Annotated in this window: 27 protein-coding genes and 2 pseudogenes; 8 read left to right on the forward strand and 21 right to left on the reverse strand. The window is 47.1% G+C overall.

The features are described from left to right. Positions 1-14: 14 nt before the first annotated feature. Both ACFSW5_RS25740 and ACFSW5_RS25745 read right to left on the reverse strand, forming a co-directional pair. Positions 15-710 (reverse strand): L-ribulose-5-phosphate 4-epimerase, encoded by a 696-nt coding sequence (locus ACFSW5_RS25740; protein ID WP_379280102.1) that lies wholly within the window; start codon positions 708-710, stop codon positions 15-17. Positions 711-712: 2 nt separating this feature from the next. Beyond that, positions 713-2,329, reverse strand: a complete 1,617-nt coding sequence (locus ACFSW5_RS25745) for a xylulokinase (protein WP_379280261.1) — start codon at positions 2,327-2,329, stop codon at positions 713-715. A 406-nt stretch (positions 2,330-2,735) separates the two neighbouring features. Between ACFSW5_RS25745 and ACFSW5_RS25750 the strand changes: the two genes are divergently transcribed. After that, a complete protein-coding gene (locus tag ACFSW5_RS25750; protein WP_379280106.1) occupies positions 2,736-3,827 on the forward strand; it encodes a GntR family transcriptional regulator in 1,092 nt (363 codons plus the stop codon). 608 nt (positions 3,828-4,435) lie between these two features. On the opposite strand, the gene ACFSW5_RS25755 is transcribed toward ACFSW5_RS25750, so the two are convergent. The 6 genes from ACFSW5_RS25755 to ACFSW5_RS25780 all read right to left on the reverse strand — a co-directional run bounded on the left by ACFSW5_RS25755 (position 4,436) and on the right by ACFSW5_RS25780 (position 10,436). Then, complete coding sequence (locus tag ACFSW5_RS25755; protein WP_379280108.1) at positions 4,436-4,912, reverse strand: hypothetical protein; 477 nt, start codon at positions 4,910-4,912, stop codon at positions 4,436-4,438. A 477-nt stretch (positions 4,913-5,389) separates the two neighbouring features. Beyond that, a complete protein-coding gene (locus ACFSW5_RS25760) occupies positions 5,390-5,998 on the reverse strand; it encodes a HEPN domain-containing protein (RefSeq protein ID WP_379280112.1) in 609 nt (202 codons plus the stop codon). Further along, complete coding sequence (locus ACFSW5_RS25765) at positions 5,995-6,567, reverse strand: hypothetical protein (protein WP_379280115.1); 573 nt, start codon at positions 6,565-6,567, stop codon at positions 5,995-5,997. Before ACFSW5_RS25765 ends, ACFSW5_RS25760 begins: the two co-directional genes overlap by 4 nt. Positions 6,568-6,619: 52 nt before the next feature. Continuing rightward, positions 6,620-7,027 carry a ParA family protein gene (locus ACFSW5_RS25770; protein ID WP_379280119.1) on the reverse strand — a complete coding sequence of 136 codons (408 nt, stop codon included), beginning with the start codon at positions 7,025-7,027 and terminating at the stop codon, positions 6,620-6,622. A gap of 744 nt (positions 7,028-7,771) precedes the next feature. Further along, positions 7,772-8,551, reverse strand: a complete 780-nt coding sequence (srtB, locus tag ACFSW5_RS25775) for a class B sortase (protein WP_379280122.1) — start codon at positions 8,549-8,551, stop codon at positions 7,772-7,774. A 19-nt stretch (positions 8,552-8,570) separates the two neighbouring features. Beyond that, entirely contained in the window at positions 8,571-10,436 is a 1,866-nt protein-coding gene (locus ACFSW5_RS25780; RefSeq protein ID WP_379280124.1) for a carboxypeptidase regulatory-like domain-containing protein, read from the reverse strand. On the opposite strand from ACFSW5_RS25780, the gene ACFSW5_RS25785 reads away from it, so the two are divergent. Both ACFSW5_RS25785 and ACFSW5_RS25790 read left to right on the forward strand, forming a co-directional pair. Further along, the gene (locus ACFSW5_RS25785) at positions 10,368-11,174 is read left to right on the forward strand and encodes a sigma-70 family RNA polymerase sigma factor (RefSeq protein WP_379280263.1); all 807 of its coding nucleotides are present in this window, start codon (positions 10,368-10,370) and stop codon (positions 11,172-11,174) included. The two genes, ACFSW5_RS25780 and ACFSW5_RS25785, sit on opposite strands and share 69 nt — an antisense overlap. A gap of 85 nt (positions 11,175-11,259) precedes the next feature. Next, entirely contained in the window at positions 11,260-11,703 is a 444-nt protein-coding gene (locus ACFSW5_RS25790; RefSeq protein ID WP_379280126.1) for a VOC family protein, read from the forward strand. A gap of 84 nt (positions 11,704-11,787) precedes the next feature. On the opposite strand, the gene ACFSW5_RS25795 is transcribed toward ACFSW5_RS25790, so the two are convergent. From ACFSW5_RS25795 to ACFSW5_RS25830, 8 genes and pseudogenes are all read right to left on the reverse strand, one after another. Continuing rightward, positions 11,788-12,558, reverse strand: a complete 771-nt coding sequence (locus ACFSW5_RS25795) for a TerC family protein (RefSeq protein WP_379280130.1) — start codon at positions 12,556-12,558, stop codon at positions 11,788-11,790. 269 nt (positions 12,559-12,827) lie between these two features. Then, positions 12,828-13,250 (reverse strand): VOC family protein, encoded by a 423-nt coding sequence (locus tag ACFSW5_RS25800; protein ID WP_379280134.1) that lies wholly within the window; start codon positions 13,248-13,250, stop codon positions 12,828-12,830. 36 nt (positions 13,251-13,286) lie between these two features. Beyond that, the gene (locus tag ACFSW5_RS25805; protein WP_379280136.1) at positions 13,287-13,712 is read right to left on the reverse strand and encodes an SRPBCC family protein; all 426 of its coding nucleotides are present in this window, start codon (positions 13,710-13,712) and stop codon (positions 13,287-13,289) included. 96 nt (positions 13,713-13,808) lie between these two features. Then, the gene (locus ACFSW5_RS25810) at positions 13,809-14,768 is read right to left on the reverse strand and encodes a VanZ family protein (RefSeq protein ID WP_379280138.1); all 960 of its coding nucleotides are present in this window, start codon (positions 14,766-14,768) and stop codon (positions 13,809-13,811) included. Between the two features lie 278 nt (positions 14,769-15,046). Next, positions 15,047-15,571 carry a DinB family protein gene (locus tag ACFSW5_RS25815; protein ID WP_379280143.1) on the reverse strand — a complete coding sequence of 175 codons (525 nt, stop codon included), beginning with the start codon at positions 15,569-15,571 and terminating at the stop codon, positions 15,047-15,049. A 234-nt stretch (positions 15,572-15,805) separates the two neighbouring features. Beyond that, complete coding sequence (locus ACFSW5_RS25820; RefSeq protein ID WP_379280147.1) at positions 15,806-16,237, reverse strand: DUF1697 domain-containing protein; 432 nt, start codon at positions 16,235-16,237, stop codon at positions 15,806-15,808. 6 nt (positions 16,238-16,243) lie between these two features. After that, positions 16,244-16,477 (reverse strand): hypothetical protein, encoded by a 234-nt coding sequence (locus ACFSW5_RS25825; RefSeq protein WP_379280149.1) that lies wholly within the window; start codon positions 16,475-16,477, stop codon positions 16,244-16,246. 267 nt (positions 16,478-16,744) lie between these two features. Continuing rightward, positions 16,745-16,948 (reverse strand): annotated as a pseudogene (locus ACFSW5_RS25830) (helix-turn-helix transcriptional regulator); the annotation flags it as partial. A 167-nt stretch (positions 16,949-17,115) separates the two neighbouring features. Here ACFSW5_RS25830 and ACFSW5_RS26155 point away from each other — a divergent pair. After that, positions 17,116-17,424 carry a Dabb family protein gene (locus ACFSW5_RS26155; RefSeq protein ID WP_449290236.1) on the forward strand — a complete coding sequence of 103 codons (309 nt, stop codon included), beginning with the start codon at positions 17,116-17,118 and terminating at the stop codon, positions 17,422-17,424. Positions 17,425-17,547: 123 nt separating this feature from the next. Here ACFSW5_RS26155 and ACFSW5_RS25845 read toward each other — a convergent pair whose 3' ends face one another. Beyond that, entirely contained in the window at positions 17,548-18,186 is a 639-nt protein-coding gene (locus tag ACFSW5_RS25845) for a TetR/AcrR family transcriptional regulator (RefSeq protein ID WP_379280153.1), read from the reverse strand. Positions 18,187-18,378: 192 nt separating this feature from the next. Here ACFSW5_RS25845 and ACFSW5_RS25850 point away from each other — a divergent pair, with 192 nt between their 5' ends. The 3 genes from ACFSW5_RS25850 (at position 18,379) to ACFSW5_RS25860 (ending at position 20,494) form a co-directional block, all read left to right on the forward strand. After that, positions 18,379-19,137, forward strand: coding sequence for an SDR family oxidoreductase (locus tag ACFSW5_RS25850; RefSeq protein ID WP_379280156.1), 759 nt, complete (start codon positions 18,379-18,381; stop codon positions 19,135-19,137). Between the two features lie 176 nt (positions 19,138-19,313). After that, positions 19,314-19,577 (forward strand): zinc-binding dehydrogenase, encoded by a 264-nt coding sequence (locus ACFSW5_RS25855; RefSeq protein WP_379280159.1) that lies wholly within the window; start codon positions 19,314-19,316, stop codon positions 19,575-19,577. A 50-nt stretch (positions 19,578-19,627) separates the two neighbouring features. Further along, positions 19,628-20,494: an SDR family NAD(P)-dependent oxidoreductase gene (locus tag ACFSW5_RS25860; protein ID WP_379280162.1), complete on the forward strand. Its 867-nt coding sequence runs from the start codon at positions 19,628-19,630 to the stop codon at positions 20,492-20,494. A gap of 189 nt (positions 20,495-20,683) precedes the next feature. Here the strand turns inward: ACFSW5_RS25860 and ACFSW5_RS25865 are convergent, their stop codons facing one another. Both ACFSW5_RS25865 and ACFSW5_RS25870 read right to left on the reverse strand, forming a co-directional pair. Beyond that, positions 20,684-20,983: a hypothetical protein gene (locus ACFSW5_RS25865; protein ID WP_379280165.1), complete on the reverse strand. Its 300-nt coding sequence runs from the start codon at positions 20,981-20,983 to the stop codon at positions 20,684-20,686. A 160-nt stretch (positions 20,984-21,143) separates the two neighbouring features. Then, a complete protein-coding gene (locus ACFSW5_RS25870) occupies positions 21,144-22,118 on the reverse strand; it encodes a quinone oxidoreductase family protein (protein WP_379280168.1) in 975 nt (324 codons plus the stop codon). 99 nt (positions 22,119-22,217) lie between these two features. Here ACFSW5_RS25870 and ACFSW5_RS25875 point away from each other — a divergent pair, with 99 nt between their 5' ends. Beyond that, positions 22,218-23,183, forward strand: coding sequence for a helix-turn-helix transcriptional regulator (locus tag ACFSW5_RS25875; protein ID WP_379280171.1), 966 nt, complete (start codon positions 22,218-22,220; stop codon positions 23,181-23,183). A gap of 216 nt (positions 23,184-23,399) precedes the next feature. On the opposite strand, the pseudogene ACFSW5_RS25880 reads toward ACFSW5_RS25875, so the two are convergent. Both ACFSW5_RS25880 and pepV read right to left on the reverse strand, forming a co-directional pair. Beyond that, positions 23,400-23,495, reverse strand: a pseudogene (locus ACFSW5_RS25880) (short-chain dehydrogenase); the annotation flags it as partial. Between the two features lie 45 nt (positions 23,496-23,540). Next, positions 23,541-24,947, reverse strand: coding sequence for a dipeptidase PepV (gene pepV, locus ACFSW5_RS25885; protein WP_379280174.1), 1,407 nt, complete (start codon positions 24,945-24,947; stop codon positions 23,541-23,543). Position 24,948 lies beyond the last annotated feature (1 nt).

The following is a 24,948-nucleotide window of genomic DNA, read 5'->3' on the forward strand; positions in this document are numbered from 1 at the left end:
ATGGAATAAGACCGTTACTTCTGCCCGTAGTAGGCGTCTTTCCCGTGTTTCCGCAGATAGTGCTTATCCAGAATGCCTTGCGGCAGTTCTTTGGCAAAATGATTCAATTGCCGCGCGTACAGGTTCATCTTGCACACTTCCTCAAGGACGACGCTGTTCACGACCGCCGACTTCACGTCCTTCCCCCAGGTGAAAGGCGCATGTCCCTGGAGCAGCACGGCCGGGATGGCCATGACATCGAGTCCGCGCTCCTCGAACGTTTCGATGATGACGCGGCCCGTCTCCGCTTCGTACCCCCGGTCGATCTCCTCCTGGTTCAAGAAACGGGCGCAAGGCACGGAGCCATAGAAGGTGTCCGCATGCGTCGTCCCCATGACGGGTACATCGAGTCCCGCTTGCGCCCAGATGGTCGCCCAGGTCGAGTGGGTATGCACGATGCCGCCGATTTGCGGATAATGCTTATACAGCACGGCGTGAGTCGGCGTATCGGAGGAAGGTCTTAAGTTCCCCTCGACCACATTGCCGTCGAGATCGACAACGACCATGTCGCTTGGTTTCATCGTTTCATAGCTGACTCCGCTCGGCTTGATGACGAACAGACCGCTCTCCCGGTCGACGGCGCTCGCATTGCCCCAAGTGAATTTCACGAGCCCATGCTTCGGCAATTCCAGATTTGCCAGGTAAACCTCTTCCTTCAGTTGCTCTAACAACGTTAGCCCCTCCCGTTCTCCAGCAGATGGTCTACGGCGGCCTGCTCGATGGCCAGTCCTGCTTGGTATCGTTTCATGAATGCTTCAAACCCTTGTACGTCCGCCGCATCCGGAGCGATCTCCACGCCTTCGGCATCCCGGAACACTTTCCGTTCGAGGAAATCGTCCAGGCCCTCTTCTAGATCCTTGTTGATCATATAAGAAGCCAGAAGCGCCATGCCCCATGCGCCGCCTTCGCCGGCCGTGGACATGACCGAGATCGGTACGTTCAGCGCGGCAGCCAATGCTTTCTGCCCGACGACAGGAGTCTTGAATAGGCCGCCATGAGCCAAAATGCGGTCGATGGCCACCTGTTCGTTCGCGGTCAAAATGTCCATTCCGAGCTTCAACGCTCCGAAAGCGGTAAATAAGTGCGTTCTCATGAAATTCGCCAGATTGAAGCTGCTTTCCGGCGAGCGGACGAACAACGGCCGACCCTTGTCGATTCCCGTAATATTTTCGCCCGAGAGATAGCCGTAGCTAAGCAAACCGCCGCCATCCGGGTCCGCTTCGAGCGACTTGTTCAACAGCACGCTGAACAGCTTGCCGGAATCTACATTGAATCCCATCGCTTCGGAGAACTCGCGGAACAAGCCCATCCAAGCGTTAAGATCGCTGGAGCAGTTGTTGGCATGCACCATGCCGACCGGGCTGCCGTCCGGCGTCGTGACCATATCGATCTCCGGATAAACCTTGGACAATTCTTTCTCGAGCACAATCATGGCAAAAATGGAAGTGCCCACGGAGATGTTGCCCGTACGCTTCCTGACGCTGTTCGTCGCCACCATGCCGGTGCCGGCATCGCCTTCCGGCGGACAGAGCGGAATGCCGGGCTGCAGATCACCGGCCGGGTCCAGAATGGCGGCCCCCGCCGCCGTCAGCTCGCCGGCTTGCTCGCCGGAGAGATACACCTTCGGAAGAAGGTCCTCAAGCTTCCACGGATAGCCCTTGGCCGCGATCCGTTCGTCGAACTGCTTAACCATCGCCGGATGGTAATTATGAGTCGCTTCATCAATAGGGAAGATGCCGGAAGCATCCCCGATGCCAATCGCTTTATTGCCGGTCAACAGCCAATGGATATAGCCGGCCAGCGTCGTCACGTAATCGATGCGAGGCAAATGCTCCTCTTGATTTAAGATCGCTTGGTACAAGTGCGCGATCGTCCAGCGCTCGGGAATGTTGAATTGGAATAACTCCGTCAGCTCCCTTGCCGCCGCGCCGGTGGTCGCATTGCGCCAAGTGCGGAACGGCACCAGCAGCTCGCCCTTGCTGTCGAACGCCATGTAACCGTGCATCATCGCGGAGAACCCGATCGAACCCACGGTCCGGAGCGTCACTCCGTAATTCCGTTCCACTTCCTGCTTCATTTCGCGATAAGCGGTTTGGAGGCCGGTAATGATATCCTCCTGATCGTACGTCCAATAGCCATCCTTCAACTGGTTCTCCCACTCGTAGCTTCCCGACGCGATCGTCTCGAAACGACGATCGATCAGCACCGCCTTGATCCGCGTGGAACCAAATTCGATACCGAGCGAGGTTTCGCCCTTGGTTATCGCTTCCTTCAAGTCCACATGATTCATGATCGCGTATGTCCCCTCTCCGTTCGCGGTTGGCACAGAAATGAAATCGCTCCTATCGCGATATCATTTCGTGAGTCACCCAAACGATTTCGATTCGTATAATACTGCTTCCGATTGAACCGGCAACTTGATGAGACAACCGGAACGTTTTAAGTAAAAGAAGGCGCTTTCCTACTGACAGCCTTAGTATATTTTCTGTACGTACATTTGTCAATACAGTCTAGAAGTTATACTAACAAAAGCTGCAGCCCCATCCCTAGTCACTGTTCATAGCGTCTTCTTATGGACAAGCTTGGAATTTGTATCATTGAAACCGCTGACAATGTCGCTGCATTTGCATTTCAAGCCATTTATGCTAGAATGTGTACGTACAACTTTATGAACAACGATGAAAGTAGTGAATTGCATGAAGCCCAAGTACCAGGTCATCATTGACGATATAAAAAGCAATATCCTCTCGGGAACGTACAAAGCAGGCGAGAGAATCCCTTCGGAGTCCGCTTTGCAGGACAGCTACAACGTGAGCCGGCAGACGGTCCGAAAGGCGATTCTGGAGTTGTCGAACGAGGGGTTTCTCAAAAGCGAGAAGGGATCCGGCACGTACGTCAGCAGCCAATACCGGTCCAGAACGGGCGGGAAAACGGTGAACAAAACGATCGGCGTCATCACGACCTATATCTCGGATTACATCTTCCCCTCCATTATCCGCGGCATAGAAAGCCGATTGAATGAAGATAACTATTCCTTGCTGCTAGCCAGCACGAACAACGATATCGCGCAGGAAAAAAAAGCGCTTGAGATGATGCTGTCCTACGGCGTGGACGGACTGATTATCGAGCCTACCCGAAGCAACGTATACAACCCAAATATCGCTTACTACCTGTCCTTTAAGGAGCAGGAGATTCCGTTCGTCATGATCAATGCCTATTATGAAGAGCTGGAGGTTCCTTTCTTCTGTCTGGACGACGTGCAATCCAGCTATCTCGCAACCCGGGAGCTGATTGCGAGCGGACATACCGAGATCGGCATTATCGCGAAAATGGACGATTTGCAAGGGAAGTTTAGAATGAAGGGATATATCAAGGCGCTTGGGGAAGCTAAGTTACGGTTCCACCCCGAGCATGTGCTTTCTTTCGATACGGACACGAAGCCGGACCTGTCCGCCAACTTGGAACAGTTCCTGAACGACAATCGGGAGGAATTGACTGCGCTTGTGTGCTATAACGACGAGGTCGGCTTGGAAGTGGTACATGTCTGCCGAAGGCTGGGGATTTCCATTCCGGACGAGCTGTCCATCATCGGCCAGGACAATTCCTATTTCGCCAAGAACGCGAATATCAAGCTCACGACGCTGACCCACCCCCAAGAGCAAATGGGCCGCGATGCCGCGGACTGGGTCATTAAGACTCTGCAAGGCAAAAAAGACTTGCCCGACAAGACCTATTACCAGCCCGTGTTGATTGACGGTGAAACCGTGAAGGCGGTTGAGGTGGAGTAGTTTTTTTTGGAGGGGGGTAAAGGGTTCGGCTTAACGGGTTTATCGGAGAGAAATTGCAGAAACAACAAAAGACAGGGTGATCAAGGTCTTGTAATGCCTCGCTGCAATTACCGTGTTTTTTGATGTTATTCATAGAGTGGATTATTGGATCGGTACTAAATACAAATAACGCTCCTCCAAACGGTGGTCAAGCAAATGCACGTGAAGGACCGACTAAACAAGGTCGAGGGCATAGAATTCGAACTTGGCCCGACCGTTCAGAACCATTTTACTTTGAACTGCCCCTTCCGCCAAATCGGTGGAGGGGGCTTTTGCTTTCCGTAAGCAAAGCCCCCTCCCGATTGCGCCGACTTTTCCGCCGAGCGTGGCCTATTCTAAACCAATACCCGGCAAAGCGCCTTTTCAATCGATCATAACGGTTAGGAGCTTGTCATGAAACTACTTTCTTTGTTATATAACCCCATGTAAACCCTCACTAGCCCGGTAGGTCGCGATACGGTTAGCCTGTTCAGCTCTATCCAGTGAGCTTCTCCTACTGCTGTCGCAAAAAGAGGACCGTCGAACGAAGCTATACAAAGTTGTTTTGAATAAGTTTTGTCCGTAATTTATCAACCAATTTTTATGAGTTCTGTAGTTAACTGAATGATTGCAGTAACAATAGAGATTAAAGCAATTGATATTGTAACCACTGTCTCTATTTTACCCTTTTTACTCTGAGACTTCTTTTTTGGTTCATTTTCTGGATCAGTAGAATTTTTAAAGAAAAACGAAATCCCGTATAGAAAAATACCCGATCCTATAAGAAATAAAATTACATTCAATGATTTAATAATATTAATTACGATTAGATTATTTATGAAATTAATTTGGTAAAAGTGTAGTAGTACTAGTGGAATAATAAACGCAAGACTGACACCCCAATAACTAAACGCCTCATTCTTTAAGACTCTTGAAGTTTCTATCATCATTCCTATGACACCAATAATAAGTGCAATCCAGCCAACAATATTAAATATGATATTTAGAGCGGTTGAAATATTTCCATAATAATTTGTAAATAGAAAAAAGTCATCCCAACAACCCATAACCAAGCTGCAATAAAAAATCCTGAGGAATCGGTAGACTTTTTTTCTTTGTTCTTCATAGATACAACTACTCCTTTAACCACCATTTTACATAACGATTATAGCTGATAAGCAATCGATTGCAAGGTACGCATAGCAGTTATACAGTCCACGGTATTCAGAAAATCAAATTGTATGAAGGGTCAAAAGAAAAGGCTGTAGTTGCTGCTATACTGGAGTTCATCCCAGAGGAGAAATACACTACGGTTATGGGACACATAGATTAAATGAACGCGAATACTATCGCTCGTTCGGTCTGGATGAGGCTAATACGCAGATGAAAGCTTGGGAGCATGGAGGAATAACACAGCAAGTAGCAGAGGAGAACGCTGCAGTGTCGTTCTCCTTTGATTTTTTAAAGTGGTGAGAGAATGTGAGATCGTGAGTGATATGTACCTAACTAACAAATGAAGTTTTGGTCACTTTTGGATCAGCAACTTATAGCTTAACCAAGTTATAAATTACTTCCCCCAGTTTATCAACAAAATCTATTACAGTATCTACATCTTCCTCCGAAATTGGCTGCCTTTGTAATAAACTATTAGAGTAATCGCCTTCATGCACGATTTGATTGCGGCGAATAGAAATGTTTTTTAACAAAGTCTTCGTGTAATTTTCATCTTGTCCAAGCTCTAAAGAAATCTTTTGCCACTTATGTTGCTCATTCCAAATGTTTGATAATGCGTCTGATATTTTGTCAGGCTCTTGAAAAGATAAAAAACCATGCTTCTGTGTTACCATTTGTTCAAATAAATATGTTGCTGATGCTGTATTTTGGACAAGTTTAAAGTGTGTATCTAATGTAAAGCCAAATCCAAGAAACTTAGGGGTTGGGGTGCGATCTCCTAAAAAAGATTCAACCATCCCCACTCGAACTAAATCATGTATCAACTTATCTAGAGCTGAGACAGATTGTGCCCACTGCCACCTTAATAAGTCTGAATAATCATATGGGGGTTTTACAACATTTCTCAAAAACTGATACAATGCTCTTGTGTTTCTGGTATCTTCTAAGATTGATTTAAATAGCTCGAATGATGAATTCATTTTACAAGCTCCATAACAACATTAGCCATATTACTAAAAATAAGGTCAAATCTGTCTCTTTTTGTAGCCATCTGATCTAAGACTTCCCCTGTTTCTCCTATTTGCCGATCTGTCAAGGCGAACACTGGTACCATTGCAATATTGGCTTTTTGCAATAATGCTCCAAATTCAGATATCTGAGCTAAACAGTGGTTCTCAAGCCTACCACTACTGATCAGTTCCGAGATATCATACGTCATTGAATGCTTTTCTAGTTCCGGTACAAGCTCACTTTCAATGTATGTTATTATTTCATCAATTTTCCCCTGATAAGGTCGAGCAGCCTTTTGATTTCTTAAATTGAACCTTTGTACTATTTCACCTATAAATTTCATTTCAGTATTAGGCAGGGGATATGAAGCATCCTTAAATATCTCTCTTGATTGTAGAGACCATCTTTTCCACCGAGGTAACACAGTCTTTAGTGTTTTAAGTGCCATTATTGAAAATGGATCAGGATTTGTAGGAATAATAAACGCATCAGATGACATAAAAAACGTTTGATTAATTGCACTGAGGCCCGGGTTCATATCAATGAGAACGTAGTCGATATTATACTTTTCCGAACAAAGTCTTATAAGTTCATAAAAAGCCCCCGGAAGATTTTTGCAGAGTCGAGATTGCATTATTGCTATTTAGAGCAAGACTCAATGACGGGTCATATTCTGATAAATCCATGTGACCCGGAATAAGGAATAAATTTGGGTTATTATTGGGAATAAAGCAATCAATAGCTGAAATAGGCTTCGGTTTACCCTCAAAAGCCATTCTCACGGCATCCTTTAAATTCGCAGAGTTAGTAGGTTCATTGGTGTAATAATCGTCGAAATCATCGCCTAATAATAGACTGGTCAAATTACATTGAGGGTCTGCATCAACCAAGAGCACGTTCTTACCAAGTGTGCTTAATTTCCAACCTAAATTAAAAGTTGTTGTTGTTTTACTTACTCCACCCTTGTGGTTGAACAAGACAATAGTTTTAGCCTTCAATAGTAACACCCCTTCATGTTATGTCACTTTCCGCATTATCATTTTAAACCTATGTTGGTTTCACTTTCCAAAATGAGAACTACAACTCATTAGGTATAAAGTACCATTAGATTCCGTTTCATGTAAATACTTTTGAATCTGGATAAAAAAATTTCACAGTTCAGCTTGACGGGTCTATCGACGAAAGACAAGAGCACCTAAACGTATGCTCCCGAAATTGGACTAAAAGAAATAATTACTCGAACTTTTTGACTCTCGTAAGTAAATGTTGATAAGGTGCCGACTATAGCGATGTTTTCAATAGGAGGTGCTACCAAACGCCAGCAACAGATTTATCCATCCCGCCGGTAGTCCTGCCCGCTTCTAAGCATCTGAATTTGCCTAGGAAGCAAGCAGCGTCATTAGGTCGCTTTCCAGCGAGTTATGCAACTAATATTTTGCAAATACAGCTGAATCATCAGGATCTATCCGAATAACGCGATTTGTGCAATCCACGTTATTGATACTGCTACGTGTGAAATCTTGAAGAACGAAACACGCGAAGCTCCAGCAGTCGCTACTGGTGCTACAGCTCGACTCCGACTAAAAGAAGGAGTGCCACCGCGACTACAATTAATCGCGCATGGGTTCGCTCCGAGCCCCAATCTGTTCCCACTTCAATATCTAGCTAAACCCAATCAAAAAAATCGCGTCCTCCAAAGGAGAACGCGATATAAAGCAGCTTGACTCCGTGTTTCAACATCGTCAATTAATCTTTCGGGCGACCACCGCTAACCGGCCGTTTTCGGTTGAGTACTCGCATGTAGACAGTACAATGAGCTTGTCGCCATACCGGGCTGTAACGCCCGTGTCGTAAAGCGCGAGCTTCTTAATGTTCTGAACGTACGAATCGAACTCGGCGGGCGTTCTTACCTTATCAATCTGGTAGTATTTAAAAACGTCGTCCGATTTGCGATAAACCTTCGACAGAATCACGGCCACAATCTCGTACTCTTCCTTTTCGTACAGCGTACTGAACCGGAATGTAGCATGCTCTTTATAAAAGCTTTCTTTCTTGTACTTCATCAAATCTTTAAACATGAAGCCGTTTTTCATGTGATGCCCGTGAATCAGCAAAATGTCCGAACCGTCGATCCGGCTGTGCTCGTCCAAAAAAGGGTGGCCGCCTTTGCTTTCCTTTTTATCGAAGTCATGATTGAGATAGTACTCCGCATCCTGCGGATTCTGCATAACCGGATACTCGATGCGGGTGCCGTCAATCTCCAGCCAGCCGACGATGTCCGGGTTTCTCTCGTAAAGCGCTCGAAATTCGGGAAGCATGACCGGCTCATTCGCCTTCGTAATTAAAGAAGAGGGGAGTGTATCCCCTCCCCCTTGATCCGACTCTGTCTTCCACACTTTAGTCAGCTCTTCGATTTTCCGCTGTTCTACATAACCGCTCAGGAAAATTCTCGCAACATTGACGAGAGAAAATACCAGCACAAGGAAGGAAACGGCGATAAGAATTTTTTTGGTTTTACTCATCTTCTTACCGCCTTTCCGGTTACTGGATTTGCTTTTTCTTCCTGCCGCTTAGCAGACAGAACGCGATTGTCGTCAAGGACATCAGCGCCAAAGCCATATAGAAGATTGGCGATGCGCTGCTATCCCCGGTCTTCGGAGCGTCGTCCAGCTCGTTGTCGACATTGCCGACTTCGTTGTTGTCGTTGCCGGTTCCGTTGTCGACATCCCCGACTCCGTCGTTGCCGTCGCCGGTTCCATTGTCGACGCTGCCGTCTCCGTCGTTGCCGTCGTCGGTTCCGTTGTCGACGCTGCCGTCTCCATTGTTGCCGTCGTCGGTTCCGTTGTCGCCGTTGTCGGATCCGTTATCTTCGTTGTCGTCTTCGTCGTCGTCGGATCCGGACCCGCCGCCATTGCCGCCGGAGCTTACCGGCTTCAACTCTACATCGTAGCGTACGATATCGGTATCGACCGTGATCGTTGGGCTCGTATGCGTCTCATATCCGGCTTTCGTTACAACCAGATAGTAATCCGTGTTCGGGAACACCATGTACGCATAAGCGCCGTTTGCGTCGCTGTACTGCGTTGGGCTGGCGTTGTCGTTCGGCTCAAAGCCCGGAATCTCAGGCAGCGTCACTTTCGTGCCCGGCACGATGCCTTTCGCCACGTTCCTCGGCGTATTGGCATAGTACAGCGTCACTTCCGCGCCTTCGATGATTTCGCCGGTCGTTTCGTCCGTAACGATACCATACGGGTCAACGAGCTCCTGGGAAATATTCAATTCCCCGGTCGCCTTCACGTCCAGCTCCGCATTCCGAATGAGCGTCAGTTCTTGACCCGGCGCAACTTCGTAACGCACTTCCATCTTGTAGCTCTCCGCGGATAAACCGTCCAGAGAGAATGCGCCTTTCGACTGAAGGCTGAATGCTTTCGGATCGCCGTTCTGATCCTTAACATATTGGCCGCTCGCATCACGCAAGTAAATGCGCATCTTGCCGGTCAGCTCGCTGTTAAACAGCGAAGCTTGCCCTTCGGGCTGCTTCAGGAGCACGACGCCTACAGCCGTAATTTCCGCCGGAACCAGCTCGCCGCCCTTCACATTGTTGTCGACTTCCGCTTTTTGCGTGAACGTGATCGACTCGTCGACGCCATTGATTCTGATCGTTTGCGTGAAGCTGATCGTATAGTCGCCGCCATACGGCACAGGGAGGAAGTACGCGCCCTCGGCATCGGTCGTGATCGTATGCTTCTCGCCGCTCGTCTCGTTGGTGACGATAATCGTCGCATTCGGAATCACTTCGCCCGTTGTGTTGTCGCGCAGCACCCCGGTGATGGCCGCCGGCACGGTGGTTACCGTCGCGGTGTCCGTCAATTTCCCTTGGGTCGCACTGTCCACCTTGGCCGTGATGACGTGGTCCTCAGGCGTTGTTGTCTCCAGCTTCGGCGGCGTATAAGAGATAACCGCTTTGCCTTGCTCATCGGTCTTGGCCGTTACTTCCGATTGATCCGGCAGAATGAAGACGACATCCTGGTTCGCAACCGGCTTGCCTTCGTAATCGATCAGCGTTGCCGTGAGCTGCGAAGGCGTCGTACCGTTGCCGGGAACGACCTCGGGATCCGCCGTCAGCGTCAGATTGCCAGGCAGATACCTCGCATTGACGAATCGGGCTTCGGAAATCTGATTCTCTATGATCGTGCCGCTATACGTCCGATTCGCCGGGTCGCTGGAGTAATCCTCGCCCGAATAATCGGTCTGGGTGACGATATAGCTTTCACCGCTCGGAATGCCTTCAATCGCGACGGTCTGCCAAACGCCCTGCTTTCGGTTGCATACAGCATTCTGGGGGACTTTCATGAAGCCCAGGATGTTACGCAAGAAGCTTTTGTAAAGTGTTACAATAATCTTCATACATTGAAGGACCCGGCTCGGCTTGGCAGTTGGCTTTACTCCATTGCATACCGAACAAGTCTGGACTTTGCAAAAAAGAACAAACGATCTCTCCCTTATAGCGAAATCATGGCGAAACCCGCGGACGATGTCCGTTCATGGCTTGATCATTATATGCTTCAAGAATCGATTAATAAGGCTTTGCAATCGTTGGAGGAGAAAAGTAAAACCGCCGTTGTCCTTCACTATCTAAGCGATTGGTCGATGAAAGAAATCGGCCAATTTCTCCATTTGTCCGTATCCGCCGTGGAGAGCCGCATTCGTCGTGCCAAGGAAACACTGAAACGGTGCCTTGCCGACGATTTCGAGCCTTTTTTCCGCTCCTATCGGTTGGGTCGTGATTTTGAGCAAATGGTCTGCGAACAAGTATTGAGAAGAATGGGACATTTCTATATCCCGGTTACAAATAAAAAACAAGCTACAGATTGGTTTATCGGCCATTTTCACTTGAAAATGAACAGCCATGGCAATCTGCTATTGGAATCCGGTCATGAATTGTATTTGCTTGAATGCCGCTTGCACTCTCCCCAAACTATGCCTATGTTAACTTTTTCGGTTTCTAGTGTCGATGATTTATGGTCGCAATTAAAAAGCGGCGGCGTTAAAACCGAACCCATTGAGACTAACGAATTATTCGGTAAACGTTTTGCGTTCTATGACCCTGACGACAACAAATATTATGCCGTAGAAAATCAATAAAAAAATGTTGCGGCTGACGACGGGTTTGATGAAACGGAATCGTCTATATATCGAATCTACTTTAATGGGAGAGGTGGAACGAACGATGGAAGAAAAAAAATTGACCGCATCACAGAAACAGCAAGTCACGCAAAAGCCTATGTTAAAGAGGGTTCTCTGCAACTACTTGCCTGTTTCGAACCTGGAGCTTGCCGCAAAATGGTATGAGGAGACATTTGGTTTGTCCGTAAGGAAACGCGAGCCTGATGGAGCCATACTCATCTTGGGGGACGGACAATGGTTGTTCTTGCTTGAATCCCTCGAAAAAAGAACGGCAAACTTTATCACCAGTCAATGGGATGGAGAAGAGTATGAAATGTTCTCATTGACATTTGAAGTCGAGAACATTGTGGAGCTTCATAAGAGGCTTCGGGAAAATGGAGTCGACGTCGAACCGCTAGTTGACCATGACAGCTGTGGCTTGCAGTTTAAATTCAAGGACCCCGACGGAAACAAATTTAATGTGTGGCAGGACCCGGCATCAGCATGAGTTCGGCCCGGATTTGCCCGTTAACGACTAAACAGCCCTTGCCGTCTCCCGGCAAGGGCTGTTTGTTAAGCCGAATGATGCAATCTAGACCTGTTCCGTCTGTTTTTTATTCGCTGGCGCGAACCAGCCGAGAAGAGCGATCGCCACCAACACGCCATAGAAGATTAAGGTCCAGGCTGTACTATGCGGGAAATGATGATCCAACACGCCGATGTCTTCGTGAGCCAGGGTAATGACGGCGAGCTTTACGCCGACCCATGCCACGATCGCATAAGCGGTCGTCTCCAGTGCCGGGCGTTGAGCCAACAGCTTTACGAACCATGATGCCGCGAATTTGATTAGCACAAGCCCGGCGATACCTCCAAGCAGGACAACGAGGAATTTACCTCCGTCCATCCCTCCGAAGTTGCCAAGCGGCGAATCCGGGAGGCCAAGCGCCAGAGCTACTGCCGCAAGAATGGAATCAATCGCAAAGGCGAGATCCGCAAGCGCGATTTTTCCCACAGTTGGCCAGAACCCCTTCCCTGCAGACTCCTTTTTGGTTTCCTCTCGATTGTTGTCGTTTTCCTTGCCGAAACGGGCTTTAATGATATGCTTTAACCCGAGATAAAGTAAGTACGCGGCTCCAATCGCCTGGATTTGCCAGACATTCGCAATGAACGATATCGCGAACAGCGCGGCAAAGCGGAAAACAAAAGCCATAATGATCCCGTAGTTGATCGCTTTCTTCTTCTGATCCTCCGGTAAGTGCTTCGCGATGACGGCCAATACCAGCGCATTATCCGCAGACAGCAAGCCTTCCAATCCGATAAGAATCAGTAATGCCCATGCATACTCCAACCATAATGACTCCAACTTGAATTCTCCCCTCATTCATTGTGCGATAAGTAACTTACAGCTTATGTAGATAATCTTTTCTTTCCTGGATTAGTTATACGTATAAAGTGGTCAAAAAGGGTTCATTTTTATTTATTTTTTTTATGATATGGCCCTCCGAATTGTCCCCTTACCGGCAGCTCGATTTTTTCGCGGTCCTTTATGGTACGGTTGGCTCCGACGATTAGACCTAAACGGTGCAAAAAAAAGAGCCGCACCATCATTTGGGGCGACTCTTTATCCGTCATTTAGTTTTGAATTTCCGTATAAATTTGAAAGGTTACGCCGAATTTGTCCGTTACATCGCCAAATCCAGGGCTAAAAGGTTCTTCTTTAAACGGCAAATTGACTCGACCGTCTTGCCGCAGCGCTTCATAGATTCGTTTTGATTTTTCCACGTCGTTCGTTGTAATGCAGATGGTTACCCGTTTTCCGTCTACAATAGGTAAACCTGCTGGAGTATCGGAAAACATGAGTTCCGTTTCGCCCACTTGCAGCTTTGCGTGTGCCACAAGGCTCTTTAAATCGTCATGAAAAGTATTCGGCATATCCGGCATTTCTCCGTAAGTAACGAGCGAGAGAACTTTTGCGCCGATTGCCTGTTCATAAAACGAAATAGCTTCCCTTGCGTTTCCCTCCAAAGTAATATACGGAGTTAGTTTTACGGTCATAACTTGCGCCTCCTTGGGTTGGGTTAGTCGAAATTCCTAGGACTGCTCCGCGTACGTTTTGAAATTGTCCATAATCGCTTGCCAGCCCGCTTGCTGAGCCTCAACCGGATGCGTGCTTTCAGCGCCGAACGTTTCAACGACCTTCGTCTCGTTGCCTAGGTCCATAAAGACAACCTCGACTTTTCTCCCGTCTCCCAAGGTGTATGAAATCAACTCATGCGTTTTCACTTCGTCATATACCCCGGCAAAATCAAACCCCATGCTGCCATCCTTCGCTTCCATTCGGGTCAGAAACTTGCCCCCGGGCCGCAAATCATTCTCGGCCTTCGGCGCATGCCAATCCTCGGAAGCTTGATTCCACTTCGTAATGTGCTCCGGCTCCGTCCAATAGCTCCATACCTTTTCAATAGGCGCTTGAATAACAGCCTGAACCGTTACTTTCGTCGAGTTGCTTGTTTCCATTTTGAAAGACACCTCGCTAATATCATCGTTTTTTGTTTCTCAATGATATAGACGTCACCCGACTTCGAAATTCATCGGTGGATTTGCTCCGGTCGATTAATCCTTTATTTCCGTAAGTGTTACATCCCACAATAAGACATTTGTATTCGGATTTTGGTCCTCATTCATAATCTTCACTGTAAGCTCTTTTGCCCCTTGGATGTCAGTTTCAAAATATTGAGGCCCGCCTCTTTCCGCGCCATCGGCCATATAGGAGGTTGTATCCATATCCTCCCCGTCTATGGCAAATATGATGGTGCCCGCACCACGGCTTATATCGTCCGGAATGGCGGCATAACCGGAAATTTTTAAATATTTCCCGTCCAATCGATAAGTAAACGTATTGGTTCCGGGGTTATCTCTACTATACAAATTGATTTTAGGCTTCACCTTGTCGCTACCAGCTTCAAAGCCGGCAAGACTTGTATCCCACGATACAGAGCCGGCGTTTATTGTTAGTTCGTTTAACCCGATCTGTCTGCCTTCTTCTATTTTTGATGCTTTGGCAAAAAAATGATTCATTTCTTGAACAACAACGGTTGTCCCAAATGAAAGCAGGACCGCTATGAAGATGACTTTACTCATGCCCTTTATCGTATCTTTAGAACGAGACACTAATTTTTGAGCCAGAAACCCAACCGCGGCGCCTAATGTATTCATGAGAACGTCGTCTATATCAAAGCTCCCTAAACGCGTGAGCATTTGAACGGTTTCAATCAGCACAATAGAAACTAAAAATAAACCAATAAATCGTAAAAAACGGCATGGAAACAGCAGAGGGATGAGAATCCCATAAGGCAGAAAAGCGGCGAAGTTGGCAAAGTTAAAAAACCAATTATCCAAATCTCTACCCATTGGCAGATATAGAGGAATTCCATCGGGTATGAGATCTAACCTTAACTCTTGGTTATTAGCATGACTTATTCTGTTAAAGCCGAAATAGAAGTAGTAAAGCAGGAGAACCGTATATGCTGCCAGAACGGTAATGGTAAATGTTCGACCTTTTCCTGTAAACATTAAAGAGTCTTCTCTCCTATTCTGCTGTAAGTACTTAGATCAGATTAGCATAGATATTTTAGCTTATCCAACACGGTTATCATGCAGCTTGGGTCAATCGTTAGTCCGCGTGGACCGATATTGGAGACATTGCTTAGTGGTCATGCAAATGAGGGCACCTAAACAGGTGCCCCAAACCAAACGTTCTTCTCCACTATAACGGTTTAAAGATTCCACGTATAACTCACCCATTTGGAACCTGCCTTACTGAGCTTCAGTACTTGATCCAAAGCACTTGACTATGAAGTTAGGTGAACTTTCCGTCGTCCCATCAAATAAAACATATAATCCGTAGGGACCCCACCATAGCCCTGCTGCCTCAGCATCGCGGTCACATTGCCTCTGTGATACGTCCCGTGATTGACCACATGACGCAGGATGTCGGCGAAGGACGTATCGAAACGGCCGAAACTCGGATGCTCGATTGTCATCGCCTTGCCCATGTCAGGTGTCCGCCTCAGCATATCGCGAAACTGTTCGGCAACGCCGGCGAACAGCCCTCGCATTTGATCAACCGTTAGGTCTTGCGCCTCCTCCCTCCAGCCCGGGATCTTCGGAAAAACGTCCTCGTTAGAAACCTCGGCGAGCACGGACATATAGAGCCTTTCGGATACGTACATATGCCCAAGCGTTTGCGACACGGACGGGAACACGCTCGTCACTTCCGCATGAAACGCCTCCTTCGGAAGCTGCTTCAGATGGGCGAACAATTGGTCATTCGCCCAAACATGATATTCGTACAGCTCATGCTGCTGTTGAAGCATGGATGAATCACCTATTCCTTTATTTGTCATCGTTTGGCTGCCGCTGCGGCAGCCTTTCCTCGATCGTATACCAGGTTCGCTGACAACCGTTGTCAGCGAAGTTCAGGAGAAATCATTTTTCGTCTTCGTCTGCCGCAAGCATGAGCTGATATATTTTTCGTGTCGTATTTAAATTCCTGATCGTCATCTGTCGATACAACTCCGTGCCGATCAGCTTTGTCATGCTGCCCTTGGTCACGTTTTTTTATCAATCGCCCATACAATCGCACCCGGAGCGTATTTCACCGTTTCGATCTCCGGTTTGAAGACCAGCTTATCGAGAATGGATTCGTCATCGATCGCTTCCCATAAAAAAAGGATTTCGCATCTCAATTGATCATTGCTTATCCATGATTCGGGGAGCACGGATATCACTTTTTTCATGTCTTCTAAATGAAGTACGAGCACCTTGATTTGCAAACCGAAGGTGTCCATAATCGCTTTTTCGAGAATTTGCGCTATATCGTTTTTGGAGCGGCCGGTGGTTGAAAAAACGATATTGCCCGAATTGATATAGGTAACGACGTTTTTCATACCCGCCTGCTCGAATGATTTTTTAAGCGTCTTCATATCTACTTTGTTGTTTCCGCCGACATTAATCCCGCGAAGCAGAGCCGTATAGACCATACAAACTTACTCCTTATCTTCAATGAGTGCAATTCCGTCTATTTCTGAAAGGCAAGATGGACGAGATGCAAATTCCGAAACGAATAACACGGTGACCAATGGCTCACCTTTTGAATTAATAGCATTTTGCCCGCCAATGTAAATTGTTTTTGCCCTTCCTGTTACGGCAATCGCTTGACTAAATGCTTCTGATCGAAATAAACCTTCCGGGTTTATATGCTCCATTGTAAAAGTAGACATTGTTTGGCTTCCCCATTCCTGATTTGATTTGTGTTCTATATCCTAATAATAAACAACTTCAATGACAGTTACTGTCAGTGAAGTTCAATTGGGTCCGAATCGAAATGTAGTGCGATTGCCGATGCCATCTCCTGGATCAAATCATCGCGCTGTTCAAGCCTCCATCCTATACTCTATCATGCGCGCATCCATGACATTCGTAGGGGAAAGGTTCTGGCTATCCAAAAAACGTTGAAGCTCCGCCATTACCTTAGAGGGATGCTTCGTGGATACGTTGATATGACGCCCTTGTTCCAAGTAAGTGTACCAATCCAATCCCACATTTGCCAGCAGAGCGACCTCGCTGCGGCGAAGTCCGGGCGTACGTCTGCGTCCGGAATCCGGCAACCCTGCTTGCTCTGGGGTCATTCGCTCACGGCGTGAACGCAAAAAACGGGACAATTCCTCATAACGGTCCAATCTGTTTGCCATGATCTCCATGCCTCCTGCCCATTCACGAACGTAGGATTCCCAAGCCTACGATAACTAGATCTCTCCCTAGCCTCTTCGGGTCCATTTAGACTAGTTTATGTCCTCCTTAGGAGGAATAGCAAGAATGGATAAAGTCAAATCTGATCAGGAACTTTGGAGGGAGTAAGATGTTTGAGCATATCGTGCTATTGAAATTCAAGCCCGATGTTTCTATTGAAGTAAAAGAAAGTGCGGTAAAGCGCGCGCATGACTTTAAAGGCAAAATTCCGGGCATCGCGGATCTTAGCGCCGGGATTAACGTTACGGAGGAAATAGATATGGTGTTACGCTGGGGATCCGTGTCACTTTTGAGGATCAACAGGCTTGCCGGGATTATATTCAGCATCCCCTGCATCAAAGTTTATTGCAATCCATTGGCCCATTTGTCGAAGGAATCGTCGTTATGGATTACCCGTTTGCTTAATGTTCCCCTGTAAAACAGAATCATCAGCCCCTTTCGCGGTTAAACCGCTGTAGGGGCTTTTTGTTTTTCAACAATAATAGTTCTAGCATGTTCTACGTTTAGGTCGACTTCGTCGTGACATGCGCAGGCGGCTCGCTTATGAGATGGTTTGCAAAATATGAACGATTTTCCCCTCCATATTGGAGTCGTCTATCATCTTCAGGAATTCAGGTTTTAGCAATTGATACTTCTTCATGTGGTAGAAATCCATAATTGCTTGTTTCAAGGTGATATCATACTGAATCGAAAATGATGGCTCGATCAAGCGCCGCAGCACAGCGTCATCTTGAACCATAAACAACACGGCATTCAATCTGTTGAAAATTTGTTGCTCCATTCCGGATTCAAAAAAAGTTTGTAAGCTTTTATTCCGATTTTGCAGGGCAACTGACAGATTCTCAAAATGATGCGGATAAAATTCCTTCAGATCTTGCAAGAACAAATCAGAGATATACATGGCACACATCAAGGATTGTAAAAATGTGATTTGAAACCGATCCAAAAATGAGACGGAATCGTCTTTGGCCATGGCGTCAGCCTTCTTCGAGTAATCAATGTAATAATCCACAACTCGTTCGATGATGTCGTCTTTGGAGGAAAAATGCTTATAGAGTGTCACTTTGCTGATATCCATATATTTTGCGAGATCGTCGACTTTCAGTTGGCTGAATTTTGTTCTTCTTATAATGGGTTTTATTTTTTCCACGTATGTCTCTATACTCACGGGTTTTCTCACGGATAAGTGCCTCCCTTTGATGCCTATCAAACTCATTATAACAAATTTGCTGCCTTTTTATTTACACCGATAATTAAATGAATTGACTTAACTAATTTAGTTAAATTAGTTTACTTAAAAAACTTATTGCTATATAATCGGTCCTGTACCTAATCATCCGATTGCGGATTATACAAAGGGAGGACGATTCAAATGGAACAATTCAGTAAGGGCAAATTCTCCGGCAAGAACGTCGTGATCACGGGAGGCAGCAGTGGAATCGGCCTCGCGACAGCGAAGTTGCTCGTGGATGAAGGAGCACACGTTCTGATTACCGGACGTACGCAGGCGACGCTTGACGCGGCTCGCGAGCAACTCGGCAACAACGCAATCGCGTTCTTGAGCGATGCCGCCTCATTGAAGGATATCGCCGCGTTGGCCGATCGAGTGAAGGTTGAATTTGGAACGATAGACGCCCTGTTCGTTAATGCAGGTGTCACTGGCTTTGTCCCTTTCGAGTCAACGACCGAAGAAACGTACGACGAGATACTTACAATCAACGCCAAAGGGCCGTACTTCACCGTACAAAAACTCGCCCCGCTCCTGAGTACAGGAAGCGGGGTAGTGCTTACGACTTCAATCGTGAACGTAGTGGGTCTCCCCATGCTCAGTGCGTATGCGTCCAGTAAAGCGGCGCTACGCTCCATGACCCGAAGTCTGGCACGCGAGTTATTATCTCGAAATATTCGGGTCAACGCAGTCAGTCCTGGCGTCATTGACACAGGTATCTTAGAGAAGTCAATGCCGAAAGAAGCTGCCGAACAGACAAAGACACAGATGACAGAGCAGATCCCGATGTTGCGTTTGGGCGATCCGGTCGAGGTCGCCAAAGTCGCAGCATTCCTAGCATTTGACGCCACCTATACCACCGGGGCTGAGTTCCCTGTCGACGGAGGCGGCTCCCAGCTCTGAAACCCCTTTTTCTTGGAAGACCGTTTGAACTCATTGGAGAATACGATTCATCGGAGCAATATGGAGGGAACATCGATATGGACAATTGGATATATCAAACAAAGATGTGAAGAATCAAGCATCTAACCCTGTTACCATGCGGACGCTCAACTTCCGCGACTACGTCGAACCGGCCGATGTCTTGCGTTTGGAGGAGGCGGCAATCCCTAACCGTCAGCGATTTCGCCTCAGCCGCCGAACTTGGCGTTCGCGCCAGCTACGGAGAAGAACATTCTCTGCGTTATGACGTTGTTGGCGACTTTGCCCAGTACACCGCAGACGGCAAGTTCACCATCCCGGTCGCCCAGACTTTCTCACTCGACGACTGGCGTACAGCCCTCGAAATCAGTCAGAGTGGGCGTGCCCACGGCAAACTGATTCTCCTGCCCGCCGCCGACTGATGTGCGCAAATAAGAGGAGAGTATTTTTGAAATAGGAGGGAGGACATCCATTGAATACGAACCAACGAGAACATATCGCACTGATTACAGGCGCAAGCCAGGGGATCGGGTTGGCATTAGCCCGGAAATTACTATCGCAGAGTTGGCAGGTCGTTACTTTGAACCGTTCCGATCTTCCGGCGGACGATATGCTCATTCAAAATGCCCTCAAGAACGGATGGCTTCGAGCCTATAAAGTGACGGATCTGGCCGATTATGGCAGCTTGAGACGCTCTTTGGAAGAAATTAAAAGCAAAGAACAGCAGATCGATATTTTGTTCAACAACGCCGGAGGTGGCTTAAGTGAGCTGAGCTATTCGAAACAAGGCCGCGAAAAGCATTATGAATTGTTGACGGTCGTTCCTTATATCATTCTGATGGAATTGAAGGAGCTGTTGAAAAACGGCCGATTCAAAACGGTGATTAACACTTCATCACAGGTCCTTAGATTCACGAAGCAATTTACAATCGAAAACCTAGAGCATCCCAAAACCTTCCGCAAAATGGTTGGTCCTTATGCGGCCTCAAAGTTGGCGCTATCGTTGTGGACTCAAGCCGTGGCGCCGCAACTTGCCAAGGAAGGCATCAAGATCCGCAGCGTTGACCCTGGACTTAACAACACTCTAAAAAAAGGAAAGGATTCGGGTATGCCCGTATGGTTTGAACTGCTTTTTAAGGTTCTTTCCTCTCCGCCTACCCATGGCGCCGAACAATTATATGAGGGAGCCCTCGGCAAACACCGCGATGAGTCGGGCGTATTTTTGTTGAAAGGCCGGGTTGCGGACTTGAAATTTGCAGAACATGCGCAGCTTGTACTGGACAGAGTTTCCGACATCTATAGCCGTGAGTTTCTTGACGGGAGTGTTCTTCATGGCTGAGTTCCGGAAGAGCTTTGCCTTGGAGACTATCTTCTGAACTTCGTTCGCAATGCGGCTTACGGGTCGCGCTTGCAGGCTTTACTTAGGATACGGTTTCCTGCGCTCTCTGTAACGGCAAGTTTTAGGGCAATCCTTTTTGGATGGCCCTTTCTTTTTTCTTGCAACTATCGTAATCCGTAATACTCAATTCTATACCCAATCATTGAAATGATCCGTTACAAATCGAATCTCGCTCTCATAGTGAGCCAGGTGTCCCTCATCAACCATTTTTTGAAAGGCAAGATTTCCTTCGGCAGCACCCTTTCTCAACTCACGATCAGAGTCGTCGACTCCGAGAAATCTTGGTGCTCCCTTGAAGCCTTGCTTCTCTAGATGTTTAAGCAGCTCATGAACAGACGGGCTCCAATAGCCAGTGGGGCGGAGAACTGTATTTTCCTTACGGATAATGTGATTAACATTTCCGCCTTTTAACACTTCTTCCTGAGACACTATGCCTCACCCTTCTCATTTCGGTAGTATTTTTACTGTAATCCTGTTTCACCGAATTATCAATTAATCTGCCCGTTCAGCAAGCTAAAGATCGGTTCAAGCAATTTTTGGTATATCAATCATATTCGTGACCTGGAGCGCTTGAAGAAGTCCCGCTCCATTAGGGATTCACTTGCAGACAGATTTTCCCCGGGTAATGGCTGTTGAGCGCTGCATGAGCTTCACAGGCCTCCTCCAGATCAAAAGTATGGCTGATATGAACGGATAATTTATCTTGGATGATGTAGCGATGAAGTCTCCCAATGATTTCAGGATCCGGTTCGCCGTTATATCCTTCTGCTCTGATTCCTGAGGATATCCGTAATTCAGGGCGTATCCCATAAGGATAGGCGACGCGTCCACCTGCCCGAATACAGCCGATTGCACGATTCGCGGCCTCTCCTGCTGCGGTGAACAGACCAGCGTCGAAGCCATCTGGGGCAAATTTCATTGCCATCGAAGTGATATCCCCCCCTCTACCATTTACAACCGCATCGCAGCCAAGCTTCTTTACCATAGCAACACCGTCTTCGCCTGACGCAATCGCAAATACACGGGCTCCGAGGCTTTTCGCGAGCTGGACCGCCATATGTCCTACACCTCCGCTTGCGCCAAAAATCATGACAGACTCTGATGGTTGAAGCTTCAGTACATCTTCCAGCCCGCGTAATGCGGTAATCCCGGCTCCGGATATGACCGCTGCTTCCTGCTTGGTTAACCCATCTGGAATTCGGGACACATATGGAGATTCAACGGCCACGTACTCTGCGTAGAAGCCGCCTTTGGGATTCAGAAACCCTGGTGCATAGACCAGATCCCCCAAGTTAACATTTAAAACCTTCTCTCCCCGTGCAACAACCGTGCCGGATCCTTCAGAGCCGAGAATGTACGGGAATTTCGGCTTCAAACCCAGCATCTCCGCATATCCGCCTTGCCGCTCGAATGCGTCCCACTCTCCCACACCGGCATACGCCAATCGAATCAGCACGTCCTCCGGACCAATTTTAGGCGCAGCGATCTGCTTTAGCCGTAATTCTTCCGGACCGCCGAATCTTTGCAGTACTACAGCCTTCATTTTATCTGGGCTCTTATTCATCCTTATCCTCCAATCAAAACAGGTTTGCCTTGCGTAAAACAAGATAACATAATACCATGTCAATAGTTGTCATGGTTGATAGAAAGGAGTGCTTCATGGATGTCCAAAGCCAAGCTGCTGTTCGACCTTATTATGTATGTAAATTCCAGTCGCCGTTTTACCGCTCAAGATGTGGCTCATGAATTCAATGTTTCCGTACGGACGGCTCATCGGTATCTGACTGAATTAAGTGAGATGGGCGTTCCACTCTATACAGAACCGGGTCGCAACGGCGGGTATCGCGCATTGGACAATCGAATATTACCCCCTATTCTCTTTAACGAGAACGAAGCATTCTCCATCTTCTTCGTATTTCAATCACTGAAATTTTACCCATCTCTACCCTTTGAGATTGACATCAACTCGGTTTCGAAGAAGCTTTATGCAAGTTTGCCCATAGATACGAGGAAGAAGATCGATCGTCTTGACAAGGTTTTATCCTTTTGGAACAAGAAGAGAAGCATCCCGACCAAATATCTGAAAGAAATCGTGGAAGCGGCCATCGAAAGCCAAGTCGTTCAAATCGAATATATCTCAAAAGACGGTACTTCTTGGAGGGAAGCTGCTCCAATCGGCCTCTACGCCTATAAGGGCTATTGGTATATGCCTGCCTTCGTTATGGACACGAACGAGGTGAAACTATTTCGTACGGACCGAATTGCAACACTCAACAAGTTAGAACGGAGTTATGTTCCTGGGATCTCGCTTCACGACTGGCTGCTTAGCCATTCCGAGCTTGAACCGGTTGCTCCCGTGCGGCTACTCGTTGAACTAACCAGAGAAGGACTTCGTCAATGCGGAAGCGAGCCCTGGCTGGAACCGCATATCGTTATGAAAAATGAGAGTTCAGGTTATATAGACACAGTCATTGATCACAAGGAAATCGAATTCGTCTCCCAATATTTTTTTCGGTTAGGTACTGAAGCTAAAGTGCTAGAGCCAGAGATCGTCGTGAATCGTATAATCGGACTATCCCAAGAACTTCTACAACATTACACAGTAACGAATCATACTGACAAAGAATAATTAAACGTTGCTTTACTATCCTGCCTGTTCGTGTAACAAAACCGTCTCCTGGCCCCTAAGCAGCTAAACCAAAATAGCCGTCACTTATGGTGAGTTGATAGCGGGCCGGGACAGGATTCGCTCCCGTGCATCCCGTGATTCAACCCTCCGCTATAAAAACGAGAACCACTCCTGACTATGGAGTGGTTCTCGCTTTTATCGATTCATCACGCATTTACGCAAACCGAACTTTGAAGCTGCAAATGAGACTTGTGTAAAATCATTATGTTCAAGACCTGCCGTAGAACCAATTAAGAATATTTTTGCTTTCTGGCAACCCTTTGACGAATGCCTCACCCAAAGGAAGCATTTTTGATTTTATAAGTGGCTTAATTCATATAAGGCTTTGGCGTAGATGGCTGTCGCTTTGATCAAATCTTCGATTTCTATAAATTCATCAATTTGGTGAGAGCTATCTACCTTGCCAGGGAAAAGCGCACCGTAAGCTACCGCATTTTTTAATAACGATGCATACGTTGCCCCGCCCGATGTTAAAAGCGTGGGTTCATCCCCTGTAATCGATTGATAAGCCGATTGCAGTGTTTTAATCATGGGATGATCGGCAGGGATATAATGTGTAGAGAAGTGCCATACATCAGCGATTGTGAAATGGCAGCTCTCCGCTTTTTTCGTGATCCTATCAATGGTATGCTGGTAATCATTATTTAATGGGATGCGAATGTTCAACTGAATGGAACCGCCATCTGTATGATTGTAATTGAAAATGCCGGCATTAACCGTTAAAGGTCCGAGCACATCCTCCCTGTATTGGATTCCAAGCTTTTCTCCAAAAGGATCTCTATATAGGCAGTTTTCGGCAAATGCGATGAATGATTGGTCACTACCCGCAAAGCTTAATGTATGTAAGAAATGCAGGCACTCAAGTCCGGCATTCACTCCATTTTGCGGTTCCATACCATGCACGGTTTTACCGTACAGGGTTAAAGTAATCGTTTCATCGGACTTGCTGACCTCGCCACGCAGCCCCTGTTCCTTACAATAGGTTTTAAAACGATCCATCAGTTCCTCAGGTTGATTCGTTTTAATTTCGGCAGTGGCTTGTCCAGGCACCATGTTTCCCCTGTCACCCGAAGAAAAGTTAACTAAAATCGTTCCCTGTTGTTCTTCTTCACTGCCGCTTAAAGTCAGTTTCACGTTGATTTGCCCTTTCTCGGCGTACACCATCGGAAATTCATTATCCGGAGAAAAATCGTAAGTAGGCGCTGGCTCAACTTCAAGATAATGTTTCATACAGCGCATACCGCTTTCCTCATCTGTGCCATAGATCAAGCGGATCTTCCTTTTTAAAGGAAGGCCAAGGTCCTTCAATATCTTCAACGCATAAAATGCAGCCATTCCCGGTCCTTTATCATCAATGGCACCGCGGGCATAGAGCTTTCCTTCTCGAATAGTTGGCTCATAAGGCGGTGATGTCCATTCTCCGGGAGCTGGAACCACGTCTACATGGGCAAGTACCCCAATATAATCTTCAGACTCTCCCCATTCGGCAAACCCGGCAAAGCCGTCTAAGTTTTTCGTTTTAAAACCTTCATTTTGGGCTAACGCCAAAACATAATCCAGTGCTTCGCCAATCTTTTCCCCCATTGGATACTCGGGAGTACTCGTTGTTAAATCCTGAACGCTCGCAATACGCAATAAGCCTTCCAAGTCCTTTAAAAGATCGTCTTTTCTTTTTTCCGCTTCTGCCAGCCAATTGATTTCCATT

The organism is Paenibacillus thailandensis (assembly GCF_042685365.1).
Classification (GTDB): domain Bacteria; phylum Bacillota; class Bacilli; order Paenibacillales; family Paenibacillaceae; genus Paenibacillus_AP; species Paenibacillus_AP thailandensis.

What these genes read in the sequence shown, in the direction of transcription:
- ACFSW5_RS25745 (WP_379280261.1), bottom strand. Translation starts at nt 2,329, where the DNA reads ATGAATCATGTGGACTTGAAGGAAGCGATAACCAAGGGCGAAACCTCG.
- ACFSW5_RS25750 (WP_379280106.1), top strand. Translation starts at nt 2,736, where the DNA reads ATGAAGCCCAAGTACCAGGTCATCATTGACGATATAAAAAGCAATATC.
- ACFSW5_RS25755 (WP_379280108.1), bottom strand. Translation starts at nt 4,912, where the DNA reads ATGGGTTGTTGGGATGACTTTTTTCTATTTACAAATTATTATGGAAAT.
- ACFSW5_RS25760 (WP_379280112.1), bottom strand. Translation starts at nt 5,998, where the DNA reads ATGAATTCATCATTCGAGCTATTTAAATCAATCTTAGAAGATACCAGA.
- ACFSW5_RS25765 (WP_379280115.1), bottom strand. Translation starts at nt 6,567, where the DNA reads ATGAACCCGGGCCTCAGTGCAATTAATCAAACGTTTTTTATGTCATCT.
- srtB (WP_379280122.1), bottom strand. Translation starts at nt 8,551, where the DNA reads ATGAGTAAAACCAAAAAAATTCTTATCGCCGTTTCCTTCCTTGTGCTG.
- ACFSW5_RS25780 (WP_379280124.1), bottom strand. Translation starts at nt 10,436, where the DNA reads ATGAAGATTATTGTAACACTTTACAAAAGCTTCTTGCGTAACATCCTG.
- ACFSW5_RS25790 (WP_379280126.1), top strand. Translation starts at nt 11,260, where the DNA reads ATGGAAGAAAAAAAATTGACCGCATCACAGAAACAGCAAGTCACGCAA.
- ACFSW5_RS25800 (WP_379280134.1), bottom strand. Translation starts at nt 13,250, where the DNA reads ATGACCGTAAAACTAACTCCGTATATTACTTTGGAGGGAAACGCAAGG.
- ACFSW5_RS25805 (WP_379280136.1), bottom strand. Translation starts at nt 13,712, where the DNA reads ATGGAAACAAGCAACTCGACGAAAGTAACGGTTCAGGCTGTTATTCAA.
- ACFSW5_RS25810 (WP_379280138.1), bottom strand. Translation starts at nt 14,768, where the DNA reads ATGTTTACAGGAAAAGGTCGAACATTTACCATTACCGTTCTGGCAGCA.
- ACFSW5_RS25815 (WP_379280143.1), bottom strand. Translation starts at nt 15,571, where the DNA reads ATGCTTCAACAGCAGCATGAGCTGTACGAATATCATGTTTGGGCGAAT.
- ACFSW5_RS25820 (WP_379280147.1), bottom strand. Translation starts at nt 16,237, where the DNA reads ATGGTCTATACGGCTCTGCTTCGCGGGATTAATGTCGGCGGAAACAAC.
- ACFSW5_RS25825 (WP_379280149.1), bottom strand. Translation starts at nt 16,477, where the DNA reads ATGTCTACTTTTACAATGGAGCATATAAACCCGGAAGGTTTATTTCGA.
- ACFSW5_RS26155 (WP_449290236.1), top strand. Translation starts at nt 17,116, where the DNA reads ATGTTTGAGCATATCGTGCTATTGAAATTCAAGCCCGATGTTTCTATT.
- ACFSW5_RS25850 (WP_379280156.1), top strand. Translation starts at nt 18,379, where the DNA reads ATGGAACAATTCAGTAAGGGCAAATTCTCCGGCAAGAACGTCGTGATC.
- ACFSW5_RS25855 (WP_379280159.1), top strand. Translation starts at nt 19,314, where the DNA reads ATGTCTTGCGTTTGGAGGAGGCGGCAATCCCTAACCGTCAGCGATTTC.
- ACFSW5_RS25870 (WP_379280168.1), bottom strand. Translation starts at nt 22,118, where the DNA reads ATGAATAAGAGCCCAGATAAAATGAAGGCTGTAGTACTGCAAAGATTC.
- ACFSW5_RS25875 (WP_379280171.1), top strand. Translation starts at nt 22,218, where the DNA reads ATGTCCAAAGCCAAGCTGCTGTTCGACCTTATTATGTATGTAAATTCC.
- pepV (WP_379280174.1), bottom strand. Translation starts at nt 24,947, where the DNA reads ATGGAAATCAATTGGCTGGCAGAAGCGGAAAAAAGAAAAGACGATCTT.